The sequence below is a fragment of the Actinomycetospora sp. CA-053990 genome, from assembly GCF_050948445.1.
Lineage (GTDB): Bacteria > Actinomycetota > Actinomycetes > Mycobacteriales > Pseudonocardiaceae > Actinomycetospora > Actinomycetospora callitridis.
The window spans coordinates 2334833-2347941 of the sequence record NZ_CP192043.1 but is presented as its reverse complement, the minus strand read 5'-3'; the positions used below and the strand labels follow the sequence as shown (position 1 = coordinate 2347941).

Below are 13109 nucleotides of genomic sequence, written 5' to 3'. Positions count from 1 at the left end.
GAATCCCTACGGATTCTCCAGGGGGACCTCCAGTCCGTCCGGATCCCCTGCCGCCATCGCTTTCGCGACGGGCTCGGTGAACGGTTCGAGTCCGAGGGCACCGAGGGCGAAGTGTGTGACGAGGTCGTGCCAGGCGGAGGCCCGCCGCAGCATCGTGTGGCCGTCGCCGAGGACGTCGAAGCGGGCGACGCGATCGGAGATCGTCGCTACGCGTCCGGCGAACCACCGCGACGCCTGCGGCGAGGTCATGCGCTCGCGGTCGCCGTGGGCGATCAGCACCGTCTGGCCGGCGAGGTGCTCCCAGGGCTCGCCGCGCTCGATCCACGGCGCCAGCCCGGCGACACCGACCACGCCCTCGTCGCCGCCGACGCGCAGCGCGGCGCGCCCGCCCATCGAGTGCCCGACCAGCACGACCGGGACGTCGCCGTGGCGCTGCCGCAGGTCGCGCAGGGCCCAGCGCGCGTCCTGCACGGGGTCGAGGTCGGGGGCGTTCCAGCCGCGGTAGCGGTAGCGCAGCAGGCCGACGTCCACCCCGCGGCGGGCTCCGGCCGACGCCAGGCTCCGCGCGAACGGCACCATCCGCAGGTAGGGCAGCCGCAGGCCGTCGGCGGCCTCCCGGTTGTCCGGGCTCCCGCCGTGCAGCACGACCACGGCCCCGGTGACGGGACGCCGTGTGGCGGGACGGACGCGGTCGAGGCGCGGGAGCGTCACCTCTCCATCCTGCGGCCTGCGGCGTGGGGACGCGGTCCGGGAGCCACCTCATCGGCCGAGGCGCGCACCACCCTCCCGGCCGGCGAGCGCGAGGATCAGCTCGGCGGCGCTCGCGGCCACCGGCGTCCCCCGCCCGTAGGTCCGGTCGAGGTCGGTCGCGGTCAGGGCGAGACCCGCCGTGTCGACCCCGAAGACGGTGCGCTCGCCCGGGGCGACGAGCTGATCGAGGACCGCCGCGGCGGCCTCGTCGGCACCGACCCGCCCGAGGGCCAGCGGCACCGTCACGTCGAGGCCGTGGATCACCACGTGGCTCAGCGAGCCGGCCATCCCGCCGCCGGGCTGGGCGAAGGAGGCCATCGTGTCGCTGCGCAGGTCCGCGACCAGCGCGGCGGGCGGCAGCGTCGCGTCGGCGGCCGCGAGGCGGTCGGAGGTGCGGGTGAAGTCGTACCCGTCGGCGGCGAGCTCGGCCCCGAAACGGTCGGCCGGGTAGCGCGCCGCCATCGTCAGGTGGGCGACGACGTGGGCGACCGTCCACCCCGCGCACAGCGAGTCCGCCGACCAGCAGTCGGAGTCGAGCGGCTCGAGCGCGTCCGCCAGCGCCGCGAACTCGGCCGCGACGAGGGCCTCGGGCGTGCTCATGCCGGAGCCCCGTCCGTGAGGGCCTGGGTCAACCGCACCTGGTTGCCCGAGGGATCGCGGAACCCGGCGTCGATCCCGTAGGGCCGCGCCTCGGGGGGCTCGGTGAACTCGACCCCCCGGGCCGTGAGCAGCTCGTGGTCGCGCCGCACGTCGTCGGTCGCCAGGAAGATCGCGCCGGCCAGGCCCTGGGACATCACCGAGCGGATGAGCTCGGTCTGCTCGCGCGGGAGCACCGGCGGCTCCGGGACCGCCATCAGGACGAGCTCCAGATCGGCCTGCCCCGGGGGCCCGACGGTCAGCCAGCGGAAGCCGCCGAGCTCGGGGAAGGTCGCGTCCGCCCGGAGCTCGAACCCGACCTTGCGCGTCCAGAACTCCAGGGCGACCCGCTGGTCGTGGACCCAGACGTTGATGCGGTGGATGGCGAGCACGGCGCCGACGTTAGGGATCCGCGGCGCGCGGGTCCTCTCGAGAACTCCGGTTCTGCGGACGTCCGTGCAGGCGCGTCACGCACTCCGGCACGAGCGCGTGGTCGTGCGCGGGCGGGAACGCCCTCCGGTAGGCGGTCGGCGTACGCCCGAACATGCGCCGGAAGCTGACGGTGAAGCTGCCGACGCTGCTCAGGCCCACCTCGGCGCAGATCCGGGCCACCGTGTGGTCGGTCTGGCGCAGCAGCGCCGCGGCCCGTTCCAGCCGGCGCGTGAGCAGGTAGGCGTGGGGGGTGACGCCGAACGCCGCGGCGAACCGGTCGCTGAAGTGGGCGGTGCTGAGCCCGGCGGCGCGCGCGAGATCGGGCACCTCGAGGGGTTCGGCGTAGGCCCGGTCGGCCAGGTCGCGCGCCCGCAGCAGGTGCCGCTCGACCGGGTGCGAGGTCACCGTGCCCACGGCCCCATCATCGGCTGCAGAAGAGCCTGTGTCACGGCCGCCGAACTCCCCGCGCGCCGGGGACGTACGCGTCCCGACACATCCCCACCCGCGGAAGGAACCCCCATGAAGGCCGGAGACATCGCCCCCGACTTCGAGCTCGCCGACGACACCGGCACCCGCCGGACGCTGTCCGGGCTGCTCGCCGACGGTCCGGTGGTGCTGTTCTTCTACCCCCTGGCCTCCTCGGGCGGCTGCACCCAGGAGAGCTGCCACTTCCGCGACCTCGCCTCCGAGTTCGCCGCGCTGGGGGCCCAGCGGGTCGGCATCAGCGCCGACTCGGTGGAGAGGCAGCACACGTTCTCGACCGCGAACTCCTTCGACTACCCCCTGCTCTCGGACCCCGACGGCGCCGTCGCCAAGCAGTTCGGCGCGAAGCGGTCGTGGCTGCCGGCGCTGCCGGTGAAGCGCAAGACCTTCGTCATCGACACCGACCGCACGGTGCTCGAGGTGATCGGCAGTGAGATGAAGTTCGACCTGCACGCCGACGACGCCCTCACGACCCTGCGCGAGCGCCAGGGCGCGTGACACCGACCCGGCTCGCGCCGCCCTCAGGTGGCGCGGGCCGGGCGGGAGCCGGGGGGCAACGGCAGGAAGCCGGAGGTGCGACGGACGTACTCGTCGTAGCCCGGGCGCTGCGACATCGACTTCTCGGTGAGCTCCTTGCCGGTCACGGACGTGAGCAGGTACGTCATCAGCAGCGGCCCGACGACGGTGACCAGGGCGAGCGGATGGCCCGCGGCGACGACGAAGACGCCCCACCAGACGCAGGCGTCGCCGAAGTAGTTCGGGTGGCGGGTGTAGCGCCAGAGCCCCGAATCCATGACCTTGCCCTTGTTGTCCGGGTCGGCCTTGAAGGACGCGAGCTGGGCGTCGCCGACGGACTCGAAGGTGAACCCGACCAGCCACAGCAGCGCGCCGACGATCACCACGGGCAGCACCGTCGACGCCCGCACCATCGCGGCCAGCACCGGGAGGGAGACGACGAGCATGACGCCGGCCTGCGGCAGGTAGACCTTGCGCAGGACGTACGCGGTCACCGCGCCCGGCGGGTGGTCGTCGCCGAGCATCTCCGCGTAGCGCGGGTCCTCGCCCTTCCCGTGGTTGCGCCAGCCGATGTAGATCGCCAGGCGAAGGCCCCAGATCGCCACGAGCGCGAGGACGACGGTGCGCACCACGGTGTCGCCGACGCCCAGCACACCCGAGGTCACGTACGCGATCACGGCGACGACCACGAAACCCAGGCCCCACGCCACGTCCACGACGCTGTGCCGCCCGGCGAGGCGCGCGACGACCAGCGTCGCCGCGAACACCACGACGACGCCGGCCACCGCGGCCGCGAGCAGGAGGCCGAAGGCGGCCAGGTCGAAGGCGGGACTCACGAGTCCGTCGTACCCGCGACCGACCGCGTTCGCACCGACCAGTCGTCGCGGGTGGCGGGCATGCCGCTGCGGCCGCGGTCGGTCGGGCGGGCGAGGAGGATCTGGTCGACGCCCATGCGGTTCTCCTCGAACGCCAGCGCGCCTCCCGCGAGGTAGAGGCGCCACATCCGGGCGCCGCGCTCGCCGAGGAGCCCGAGGGCCTCGTCGAAGCGCTCCTCGAGCGTCGCGAGCCAGGCCCGGATCGTCGGGACGTAGTGCTCGCGCATGACGTGGACGTCGCGGACCTCGAGGCCCGAGCGCTGCAGGAACGTCAGGGTGTCGCCGACGGGGCGCATCACCATGTCCGGGGTCACGTAGGTCTCGATGAACGCGCCGCCGCCGGGCGCGTTCGCCCCGCGCGACATCTGCTGGACCAGCGCCCGCCCGCCCGGCCGGAGCGCGCCGTGGAGGGTCGCGGCGAAGACCGGGTAGTGCGCGTCGCCGACGTGCTCGCCCATCTCGATCGCGCTCACGGCGTCGAACGGGCCGTCGACCGCGGTGATCTTCTCGGCGACGTCGCGGTAGTCGAGCAGGTCGACCTGCACCTGCCCGGCGAGGCCCTCGGCGCGGATCCGGGCGTTGACCTGGTCGCGCTGCTCGCGCGAGATCGTCACCGCGCGCACCTGGGCGCCGAACTCGCGCGCGGCGTGCACGGCGAGCGAGCCCCAGCCGCAGCCGATGTCGAGCAGCCGGCGCCCGGGCGCGAGGTCGAGCTTGCGGCAGACCAGGTCGAGCTTGTCGCGCTGCGCCTGCTCGAGGGTGCTGTCCTCCGACGTCCAGTAGCCCGACGAGTAGGCCATCGAGTCGTCGAGCAGCAGGCTGTAGAACGCGTTGCCGGCGTCGTAGTGGTGGGCGATGACGGCCCGGTCGCGGCGCCTGCTGTGCAGCCGGCCCTTGATCTTGATGGCCTCGGGCGGCGGCGCCGGCTTGCTGCCGAGGAGACCGAGTCTCAGGGCTGCCGCGCCGAGTCCGGGCAGCTCGCGGGCGCCGGGCCGGCGCTTCGTGATCGTCCCCGACTCCACCAGGGCCCACATCGCCGAGAGCCCCTCGGCGAGGTCACCGTCGACGTCGAGGTCGCCCGAGACGTAGGCGTGCGCCAGGCCCATCTCACCCGGCTCCCACAGGAGCCGACGCAGCGCCCGCCGCGAGCGCAGCACCACCGTCGGCACGCCGGGTCCGGGCGCCGCCCCGGCCTCGCTGCCGTCCCACGCCCGGATGCGCACCGGCACCGGGCCCTCGAGGAACGCCCCGACCGCCCCCGCCACCCGCTGTGCTGCCCCTGCGCCCACCGTGTTCTCCCTCCGTCGCGACGTCACATGGATCGGACGGCACCGGCGATCGGTTCACCCGCTTCGCATCCGTCACAGTTGCCTCGTCGCGATCGGGTGTAGACGGCGTGTCGTCCGGGTGATCCGAATACGGAACGTGCTGCGATTCACTCCATGGTGGGGGTGGACCTGGCGGTGAACGACGTCCCGATCGTGGGGGAACCGATCGCATTCGGGACGGGGTTCATCGCACTGCTGCTCGTGCTGTTCTCGCGTTACGTCATCGCCTATGTGAACACCCTGGCCCACGAGGGCGGCCACATGCTCGCCAACCTCGTCACCCTGCGGGGTACGGAGTACTGGGAGCTCGAGGACAACGCCGACGGCGGAACGATGCCGAAGAACGTCGGTGGCTGGATCAGGAAGAACATCGGGTCCTTCGTGGGGTACGCGACGCCATCGCTCCTGGGCCTGGCGGGGGCGGCGCTCATCGCCGCAGGCAACCCGTGGGCGGTCCTCCTGGCGTCGATCGTCTTCTCCGTACTCGCCGTCGCCCTCTCCAAGAACGGTCTCGCGTTCCTCATCCCGGCGCTGATCGCTCTCGGGTTCACCTGGTTGCTCCTGGCCGGCTCCGACACCCTGCAGGCGGCCATCGCCGTCGGCCTCGCGTGGGTTCTCCTCATCGGCGGCCTCGTCAAGAACGTCAGCCTTCTGCAGGAACCGTCTCAAGACGGAGCCAACCTGGCCGGGAGAACTCTGATCCCCAACTTCGTGTGGTCGCTCGTGTGGATCTTCATCGCCGTCGTCGCCCTCATCGTCGGCGGTCAGCTCCTCCTCCGGCCCGGCTACGACATCGGCTAGGGGACTCCACCCATGCGGCCGCGGAGGACGGGAGACATGATCTGCGGCATGGCGCGTCAGGACCGGCTCCGCCGGATCTCCCAGGCCCACGATCGGCGTCGTCCGGGGCGGCCGATGCGTCTGTGGCGCAAGCTCGCGATCCTGGCGCTCTACCCCCGCACCGACCGCGGCTTCTGGTACGGCTTCGCGATCGACCTGCTCTGGCCGGTGCTCATGGCCGTGGCGCGCTGGGACTTCCGCGGCGGGCGCCAGGTGCCCGCGTCCGGCGGGGCGCTGCTCGCGGTGAACCACCTCTCGCACGTCGACCCGATCGTCCTGGTCTCGTACTGCATGGCCCAGGGCCGCGTGCCCCGCTTCCTCGCGATGAAGGAGCTGTGGGGCCAGACGGTGGTCGGCGCGCCGCTGCGCGGGGGTCGGCACATCCCCGTCGACCGGGGCGCCTCCGGCATCGAGGCCTTCCGCGCAGCGGTCGAGGCGGTCCGGCAGGGCGAGGTCGTCGTCGTCTACCCCGAGGGCGGCTTCGCCGAGCACTCCGACGGCTGGCCCCGCCCGGCGCGCACCGGCGTCGCACGCATGGCCCTGGAGACCGGCGCGCCGGTGATCCCGGTGGCCCAGTGGGGCTCCAACCACCTGCTCCCGCCGACCGCGAAGTTCGGCACGCTCTACCCGCGCGCGACCCTGCGCGTGCTCGCGGGCCCGCCGGTCGCGCTCGACGACCTGCGCGAGGGACGGATCGGGCGCACCGCCCTGCAGGAGGCCACCGACCGGATCATGGGTCGGATCACCGAGCAGCTCGCGGTGCTGCGTCGCGAGGAGCCGCCGCAGGAGCCCGAGACCCAGGACCCGCAGCCCGCGGCCGACCTCCAGCCGCCCGCCGTGAGCTGACCGCTCCCCCGGCTACCCGGAAGATCACGGGCGCGCCGTCCACCTCACGAACGCGCGCGAGGTGCTTCTGGCGCCCCTGATCTTCGGTGCCGACCGCGCGCGCCGGCCCCGGACGCACGAACGGCGCTCCCGCTGCATCGACTGCAACGAGAGCGCCGTGTGCCTCCGGCATGTGAGCACTTCGAGGTGCCGGAGCACCTCGAAGTGCTCACATGCGCGAAGCGCACCTAGCCGTTCATCTGCTTCTGCATCTCCTCCACGACGGTCGGGTCGACGAGCGTGGACGTGTCGCCCAGCTCTTCACCCTCCGCGAGGTTCTTGAGGAGCCGCCGCATGATCTTCCCCGACCGCGTCTTCGGGAGGTCGCTGGCGAAGATCACCGTCGCGGGACGGGCGAGCTTGCCGATCGACTGGGCGACCTGCTCGCGCAGCGCCTGCTCCAGCTCCTCGGTGCCCTCCTTGTCGCCCTTGAGCGACACGAAGGCGACGATCGCCTGTCCGGTGTCGTCGTCCTTGCGCGCCGCGACGGCGGCCTCGGCGACGTCGGCGTGCTCGACCAGGGCGCTCTCGACCTCGAAGGTCGAGAGACGGTGGCCGGACACGTTGACGACGTCGTCGATGCGACCCATGAGCTGGATGTCGCCGTCGGCGTCGTACTTGGCGCCGTCGCCGGCGAAGTACGCGTCGGAGTACTTCGACCAGTAGGTGTCCTTGAAGCGCTGGTCGTCGTTGTAGAGCGTGCGCATCATGCCCGGCCAGGGCTGGGTGAGCACGAGGTTGCCGGTCTGCTCGACGCCGAGCTGGTTGCCCTCGTCGTCGCGGACCTCCGGACGCACACCCGGGAACGGCTGCTGGGCCATGCCCGGCTTCAACGTGGTGATCCCGGGGAGCGGCGTGATCAGGATGTGCCCCGTCTCGGTCTGCCACCAGGTGTCCATGATCGGCGCCTTGCCGCCGCCGACGTGCTCGCGGTACCACTCCCAGACGTCCGGGTTGATCGGCTCACCGACGCTCCCGAGGATCTTGATCGAGCTCAGGTCGTGACCCTCGATGTGCTGCTCGCCGGCCTTCATGTGCGACTTGATCGCCGTCGGCGAGGTGTAGAGGATCGTCACCCCGTACTTGTCGATGGTCCGCCACCAGACGTCCTTGTCCGGGTAGCCGGGGACGCCCTCGAAGAGCACCGAGGTGCACCCGTTGGCCAGCGGCCCGTACACGATGTAGCTGTGGCCGGTGATCCAGCCGATGTCGGCCGCGCACCAGTAGACCGAGTCGTCCTTGACGTCGAAGACCAGGTTGTGGGTCGTCGCTGTTCCGACGAGGTAGCCGCCCGTGGTGTGGACGACGCCCTTCGGCTTCCCGGTGGAGCCCGACGTGTAGAGCAGGAAGAGCAGGTCCTCGGACTCCATCGGCTCGCACGGGCAGTCCGACGCGTCGCCGGAGACGTCCGCGACGAGGTCGTCGAGGTAGACGTCACGGTCGCCCATCGGGATGTCCGCGCCGGAGCGCTTGACGACGACGACCTTCTCGACGGTGGTCGGGCCGGCGTCGAGACCCTCGTCGGCGTTGGTCTTCTGCGCGCCGGACTTGCCGCCGCGCATCGCCTCGTCCTGGGTGATGAGGACCTTGCACTCGAGGTCGTTGCAGCGCTCGGCCACGGCCTTGCCGCTGAACCCGCCGAACACCACGGTGTGCGGCGCGCCCAGGCGGGCGCACGCCAGCATGGCCACGACGGCCTCGGGGATCATCTGCATGTAGATGCCGACGGGGACGCCCTTGCCGACCCCGAGCTTCTTGAGCCCGTTGGCGAACTTGACCACCTGCTCCTGCAGCTGCGAGAACGTTATGTCCCGCGCCTCGGACGAGTCCGGGCCGTCGTCGGGCACGACGTGCAGGGCCACCTTGTCGCCCTTGCCGTTCTCGACGTGCCGATCGACGCAGTTGTAGCAGGCGTTGAGCTTCCCGCCGACGAACCACTTCGCGTAGGGCAGGTTCCAGTCGAGGACCGTGTCGAAGGGCTCGAACCAGCTGATCTTGTCCTTGGCCTGCTCGCTCCAGAACTCCTGGAGGTCCTGCTCGAGCATCTCCGGCCGCACGTTGGCCGTCTTCGACAGCTCCGAGTCCGGCGGGTAGGTCTTCCCCTCCTGGCTGGTGGTCGCTTCCGACATCCGCGTGTGCCTCCCGGTCGTCGTCACGGGCACCGGTGGGCGCCGTCGACGCCTGGTGCCCCTTGCTGTGTGCGTACCGTCACGCACTTCCCTGCCCGAGGCAACGGTGCGATCGGAGGGGGCGCGGACAGGGCGGCGATGATCGACTGCTGCTGCAGTGTGACCATCACGTGCGTGCCCCGACCCGACCTCCCCGATCCGGACATCGCTGTCACGGAGGGTGTCGTCGTTCCTGATGCCCGAATGTGGCGTGGCTTACGCACCACATTGGTACGGATGGGGTTCACGGTGGACCGTGTGGCCGCACTCCTCGGTCCGGCGGCGCGCGCCGCGCTCGACCGCGGCGAGACCACGCCGGCCCGTCGGGCGGTGCGGGACACCGGCGGGGCGGGCACGCTGATCCGGTTGTTCCTGCTGGGCGACCCCGTACCGCGGGACGAGGTGGCGGCGGCGCTGGAGCCGGTGGACGTCGACGAGGCCGTGTCCGCGGGGCTGCTCGCCGACCGCGACGGGCAGGTCTCCGCCGTGCTGGACCTGCGCCCGCACGGCGACGCGGCCGTCCCGGACGCGGCGCCGTGGTGGGTGCTCTCCGACCTCGAGGTCGACCCCGGCGGCCGGACCGCCGACCGCGAGCACGTGCTGGGCACCGGTGCGGCGTCGCTGTCGCTGGCGCGCGCGACGGTCCGCCGCCCCGTCGACACGCTCCTGGACCTGGGCACCGGGTGCGGGGTGCAGGTGCTGCACTGCTCCGGGCACGCCCGCCGGATGACGGCGACGGACGTCTCGACCCGCGCGCTGCACATGGCCCGGGTGACGCTCGCGCTCTCCGGGGTCGACGCCGAGCTCCTCGACGGACCGTGGCTCGAGCCCGTGGCCGGGCGCCGGTTCGACCAGATCGTCAGCAACCCGCCGTTCGTGCCCGGGCCGCCGCAGGTGGACCACGTCTACCGCGACTCCGGGCTCGGCGGCGACGGGGCGAGCGCGCTGCTGGTGGGACGGCTGCCCGGCTTCCTGACCGAGGGCGGCGTCGCCCAGCTGCTCGCCTCCTGGCTGATCACCTCCGACGACTGGACGGAGCGCCCGCGCACCTGGCTCGCGGAGGCGGCCGAGGCCGCCGCGCCGGGCGGGCTGGACGCGTGGGTGGTGCAGCGCGACGTCGCGGACCCCGCGCTGCACGTCGGCACCTGGCTGCGCGACGCGGGCGTCGACCCGGCCTCGCCCGAGGGCACCGCGCTCTCGGAGCGGTGGCTGGACTTCCTGGCGGGCGAGGGCGTCCACGCGATCGGGTTCGGGTTCGTGACCCTGCGCCGCACCGCGCCGGACGTCGAGGGCACGGTCGTCTGCGAGGACCTCCGCCAGTCCCACGACGACCCCCTGGGCCCCGAGATCGAGGCGTGGCTCGACCGCACGGCGTGGCTCGCCCGGCACCCCGGTGACGCGCTGCTCGACACGCGGCCCCGGGTGCCGGACACCGTCGCCCTCGAGCGCGGCCTCGTCCCCACCGACGAGGGCTGGTCGGAGGTGGCCGCGACGCTGGTGCGCCTCGACGGCCCGCAGTGGCGCCACGACGTCGACGAGCTCGGCGCCGCCCTGCTGGCCGGGTGCCGCGGGTACCTCCCGCTGCGCGACCTCCTCGAGCTGCTCGCGCTGGCCCACGGCCGCGACGCCGACGAGCTCGCCGAGGCCACCCTGCCCGTCGTCCGGGACCTGATCCGGCACGGGATGCTGGTGTGCGGGTGAGGGTGACGTGCGCGCCGTCGTGAGCCGCGTGGTCCGAGCCCGCGTCACCGTGGAGGGTCCCGACGGCGACGAGGTCGTCGGCGAGCTCGACGCCCCCGGGCTTCTCGTGCTGCTCGGCGTCCACCGCGACGACGGTCCCGAGGCCCCGGAGACCATGGCGCGCAAGCTCCACGAGCTCCGCCTGCTCAGGGGCGAGCGCAGCGACGGGGAAGGGAGAGGCGACGAGCGCTCCTGCGCCGAGACCGGAGCGGGCCTGCTCGTCGTCAGCCAGTTCACCCTCTACGGGGACACCCGCAAGGGGCGCCGCCCGTCGTGGTCGGCGGCCGCACCGCCGGCGGTGGCGCGCGCGGCGGTCGCCGAGGTGGTCGTGGCGCTACGCCGGCGCGGAGCGCCCGTCGAGGAGGGGAAGTTCGGGGCCGACATGCGCGTTGTATCAAGCAACGACGGCCCCTTCACGGTGCTCGTGGAGACCTAGCGCAGCCGCGCTCCGGCCGTCGGATGGAGATCCGGAAGAAGTTGCCCGCGGGTGGCGCGCGCCATGCGTCGGGCACGCCACACCGGGCACCCCACTGTTGTATCCCAGTACGGGAACGAACGCCGTCCCCGACGCGTTCGACCAGATGTAGCGGCGCCACAGCACCTTCGCGCCGCGCAGGGAGGAAGCAATGACGGCGACACTCGCACCGCAGACCGGCCCCGAGGCGGCCATGCCGACCGGGTCTGCCGAGAGCGACCTCGACGCCCAGGGCCCTGCGGCGGACCTCGTCCGCGTCTACCTCAACGGTATCGGAAAAACCGCGCTGCTGACGGCCGCCGACGAGGTGGACCTGGCGCGCCGCATCGAGGCGGGCGTCTACGCGGCGCACCTGCTCGAGCAGTCCGAGGACCTCGACCCGCAGCGCGCCACCGACCTCCGGGCCGTCGCCCGCGACGGTCGTCGGGCCCGCGCGCACCTGCTCGAGGCGAACCTGCGCCTGGTCGTCTCGCTGGCCAAGCGCTACACGGGCCGCGGCATGCCGCTGCTGGACCTCATCCAGGAGGGCAACCTCGGCCTGATCCGTGCCGTCGAGAAGTTCGACTACGCCAAGGGCTTCAAGTTCTCGACGTACGCGACGTGGTGGATCCGCCAGGCCATCACCCGCGGCATGGCCGACCAGGCCCGCACCATCCGCCTGCCCGTCCACCTGGTCGAGCAGGTCAACAAGCTCGCCCGCATCAAGCGCGACCTCCACCAGACCCTCGGCCGCGAGGCCACCCACGAGGAGCTGGCCGAGGAGTCGGGCATCGCGGTGGAGAAGGTCTCGGACCTCCTCGACCACAGCCGCGACCCGGTGAGCCTGGACATGCCGGTCGGCTCCGAGGAGGAGGCCCCGCTCGGGGACTTCATCGAGGACGCCGAGGCCACCGACGCCGAGTCGACGGTCATCTCCGGCCTGCTCCACGACGACATGCGCCGCGTCATCGCGACGCTCGACGAGCGGGAGCAGAACGTCATCCGGCTGCGCTACGGCCTGGACGACGGCCAGCCGCGCACGCTCGACCAGATCGGCCGGCAGTTCGGGCTCTCCCGCGAGCGGGTGCGCCAGATCGAGCGCGAGGTCATGGTCAAGCTCCGCGACGGCGACCGCGCCAGCCGGCTCAGGGCCTACGCGGCGAGCTGAGAGGCCAGCTGAGCCGCGGGCCGACGGGCCCCGACCGCGCGTTCGGGAACGCACCGTGTCGGGATCGTTCCGGACGGTGCCGCCCGAACTGCGCATTGACGGTGACTCGTCAGTAACGGCAGTCTGAGGTGCACGGGCCGGGTGTGACCCCACTCACGTGGGGTCCACCGGCTCGGCCAAATCCACGACGGCAGGTCGCAACCCGACCTCGCCTCGCGACGGGAGACCGGGACGGTCGGGGGCCGGCCCGGTCTTCCGACTTTCCGGGGTCTTGTTCCCCGCCCCTGGTGATCTCCGCCCTCAGGGCACCTGCCCGGTCAGCACCACCGGACGCCGGTCCAACGGGGCGTCGAGGGTGACCTCCAACGGCGGGTAGAGCACCTCCCGGGTGCACGGCCCGGGGCCGGTCGTGAACTGGACGACGTGCAGGACGACACGCTCCGTGCCCTGCTCGACGACCTCCAGTCGCGCATCCGTGCACCCGCCCGCGCGCCCGTAGACCCCGACGGTGCGGTCCCCGCGGGTCCACACGAGCGTCGGCAGCCCCGCCGGCAGCGCCCCGGCGTCGACCCGCTCGACGGGCAGCACCGTCGTGCCCGCGGGCGGTGTCGCGACGAGCGGGTCCGGGACCGCCGGGACCGGGCGGTTCACCGGCGGCGCCCCGGTGGGGATCGTGGCCGCGGTCGGGGGTGCGGGCGTCTCCCCCGCCTCACCGCAGCCGGCGGCGAGCAGGACGACGGCGGCGAGCAGACCGAGGCGCAGGGCCGTCGGGATCGCGGGTGCGTGGCGCATGGTGCGTCCGACGGTAGGACGCCGCCGTCCGCCGTGTGGCGC

The 13109-nt window shown here is 72.8% G+C and carries 14 protein-coding genes; 6 read left to right on the top strand and 8 right to left on the bottom strand.

The window, feature by feature from the left end; genetic code table 11:
- Positions 1–6: 6 nt before the first annotated feature.
- Genes ACQPYN_RS11945 through ACQPYN_RS11930 form a run of 4 tightly spaced genes read right to left on the bottom strand, consistent with a single transcriptional unit; the run spans position 7 to position 2232 of the window.
- The gene (locus ACQPYN_RS11945; RefSeq protein ID WP_433037047.1) at positions 7–711 is read right to left on the bottom strand and encodes an alpha/beta fold hydrolase; all 705 of its coding nucleotides are present in this window, start codon (positions 709–711) and stop codon (positions 7–9) included.
- A gap of 48 nt (positions 712–759) precedes the next feature.
- A complete protein-coding gene (locus ACQPYN_RS11940; protein WP_433037045.1) occupies positions 760–1350 on the bottom strand; it encodes a maleylpyruvate isomerase family mycothiol-dependent enzyme in 591 nt (196 codons plus the stop codon).
- Positions 1347–1778, bottom strand: a complete 432-nt coding sequence (locus ACQPYN_RS11935) for a VOC family protein (protein ID WP_433037043.1) — start codon at positions 1776–1778, stop codon at positions 1347–1349. Before ACQPYN_RS11935 ends, ACQPYN_RS11940 begins: the two co-directional genes overlap by 4 nt.
- Before the next feature lie 10 nt (positions 1779–1788).
- On the bottom strand, positions 1789–2232 hold the full coding sequence (locus ACQPYN_RS11930; protein WP_433037041.1) for a helix-turn-helix domain-containing protein: 444 nt from the start codon (positions 2230–2232) through the stop codon (positions 1789–1791).
- Between the two features lie 105 nt (positions 2233–2337).
- Between ACQPYN_RS11930 and ACQPYN_RS11925 the strand changes: the two genes are divergently transcribed.
- On the top strand, positions 2338–2799 hold the full coding sequence (locus tag ACQPYN_RS11925) for a peroxiredoxin (RefSeq protein WP_433037039.1): 462 nt from the start codon (positions 2338–2340) through the stop codon (positions 2797–2799).
- 23 nt (positions 2800–2822) lie between these two features.
- On the opposite strand, the gene ACQPYN_RS11920 is transcribed toward ACQPYN_RS11925, so the two are convergent.
- Together ACQPYN_RS11920 and ACQPYN_RS11915 are read right to left on the bottom strand one after the other, a co-directional pair.
- Positions 2823–3653 (bottom strand): DUF1295 domain-containing protein, encoded by an 831-nt coding sequence (locus ACQPYN_RS11920; protein WP_433037037.1) that lies wholly within the window; start codon positions 3651–3653, stop codon positions 2823–2825.
- Positions 3650–4981: a class I SAM-dependent methyltransferase gene (locus ACQPYN_RS11915; RefSeq protein ID WP_433037035.1), complete on the bottom strand. Its 1332-nt coding sequence runs from the start codon at positions 4979–4981 to the stop codon at positions 3650–3652. Before ACQPYN_RS11915 ends, ACQPYN_RS11920 begins: the two co-directional genes overlap by 4 nt.
- A gap of 153 nt (positions 4982–5134) precedes the next feature.
- Between ACQPYN_RS11915 and ACQPYN_RS11910 the strand changes: the two genes are divergently transcribed.
- Positions 5135–5821 (top strand): M50 family metallopeptidase, encoded by a 687-nt coding sequence (locus ACQPYN_RS11910; RefSeq protein ID WP_433037033.1) that lies wholly within the window; start codon positions 5135–5137, stop codon positions 5819–5821.
- Between the two features lie 48 nt (positions 5822–5869).
- A complete protein-coding gene (locus ACQPYN_RS11905) occupies positions 5870–6706 on the top strand; it encodes a lysophospholipid acyltransferase family protein (RefSeq protein ID WP_433037031.1) in 837 nt (278 codons plus the stop codon).
- A 227-nt stretch (positions 6707–6933) separates the two neighbouring features.
- Here ACQPYN_RS11905 and acs read toward each other — a convergent pair whose 3' ends face one another.
- Positions 6934–8874 (bottom strand): acetate--CoA ligase, encoded by a 1941-nt coding sequence (gene acs, locus ACQPYN_RS11900; protein ID WP_433037029.1) that lies wholly within the window; start codon positions 8872–8874, stop codon positions 6934–6936.
- Between the two features lie 243 nt (positions 8875–9117).
- On the opposite strand from acs, the gene ACQPYN_RS11895 reads away from it, so the two are divergent.
- The 3 genes from ACQPYN_RS11895 (at position 9118) to ACQPYN_RS11885 (ending at position 12275) form a co-directional block, all read left to right on the top strand.
- Complete coding sequence (locus ACQPYN_RS11895) at positions 9118–10614, top strand: DUF7059 domain-containing protein (RefSeq protein ID WP_433037027.1); 1497 nt, start codon at positions 9118–9120, stop codon at positions 10612–10614.
- 7 nt (positions 10615–10621) lie between these two features.
- Positions 10622–11089, top strand: a complete 468-nt coding sequence (gene dtd, locus ACQPYN_RS11890) for a D-aminoacyl-tRNA deacylase (protein WP_433037025.1) — start codon at positions 10622–10624, stop codon at positions 11087–11089.
- Between the two features lie 190 nt (positions 11090–11279).
- The gene (locus ACQPYN_RS11885) at positions 11280–12275 is read left to right on the top strand and encodes a sigma-70 family RNA polymerase sigma factor (RefSeq protein ID WP_433037023.1); all 996 of its coding nucleotides are present in this window, start codon (positions 11280–11282) and stop codon (positions 12273–12275) included.
- A gap of 300 nt (positions 12276–12575) precedes the next feature.
- On the opposite strand, the gene ACQPYN_RS11880 is transcribed toward ACQPYN_RS11885, so the two are convergent.
- Positions 12576–13067, bottom strand: coding sequence for a hypothetical protein (locus ACQPYN_RS11880; RefSeq protein WP_433037021.1), 492 nt, complete (start codon positions 13065–13067; stop codon positions 12576–12578).
- Positions 13068–13109 lie beyond the last annotated feature (42 nt).

Bases quoted from the DNA above. Each gene is read 5' to 3' on its own strand.
- ACQPYN_RS11880 (WP_433037021.1), bottom strand. From the start codon at position 13,067: ATGCGCCACGCACCCGCGATCCCGACGGCCCTGCGCCTCGGTCTGCTC.
- ACQPYN_RS11895 (WP_433037027.1), top strand. From the start codon at position 9,118: ATGTGGCGTGGCTTACGCACCACATTGGTACGGATGGGGTTCACGGTG.
- ACQPYN_RS11885 (WP_433037023.1), top strand. From the start codon at position 11,280: ATGACGGCGACACTCGCACCGCAGACCGGCCCCGAGGCGGCCATGCCG.
- acs (WP_433037029.1), bottom strand. From the start codon at position 8,874: ATGTCGGAAGCGACCACCAGCCAGGAGGGGAAGACCTACCCGCCGGAC.
- ACQPYN_RS11905 (WP_433037031.1), top strand. From the start codon at position 5,870: ATGGCGCGTCAGGACCGGCTCCGCCGGATCTCCCAGGCCCACGATCGG.
- ACQPYN_RS11940 (WP_433037045.1), bottom strand. From the start codon at position 1,350: ATGAGCACGCCCGAGGCCCTCGTCGCGGCCGAGTTCGCGGCGCTGGCG.
- ACQPYN_RS11925 (WP_433037039.1), top strand. From the start codon at position 2,338: ATGAAGGCCGGAGACATCGCCCCCGACTTCGAGCTCGCCGACGACACC.
- ACQPYN_RS11910 (WP_433037033.1), top strand. From the start codon at position 5,135: ATGGTGGGGGTGGACCTGGCGGTGAACGACGTCCCGATCGTGGGGGAA.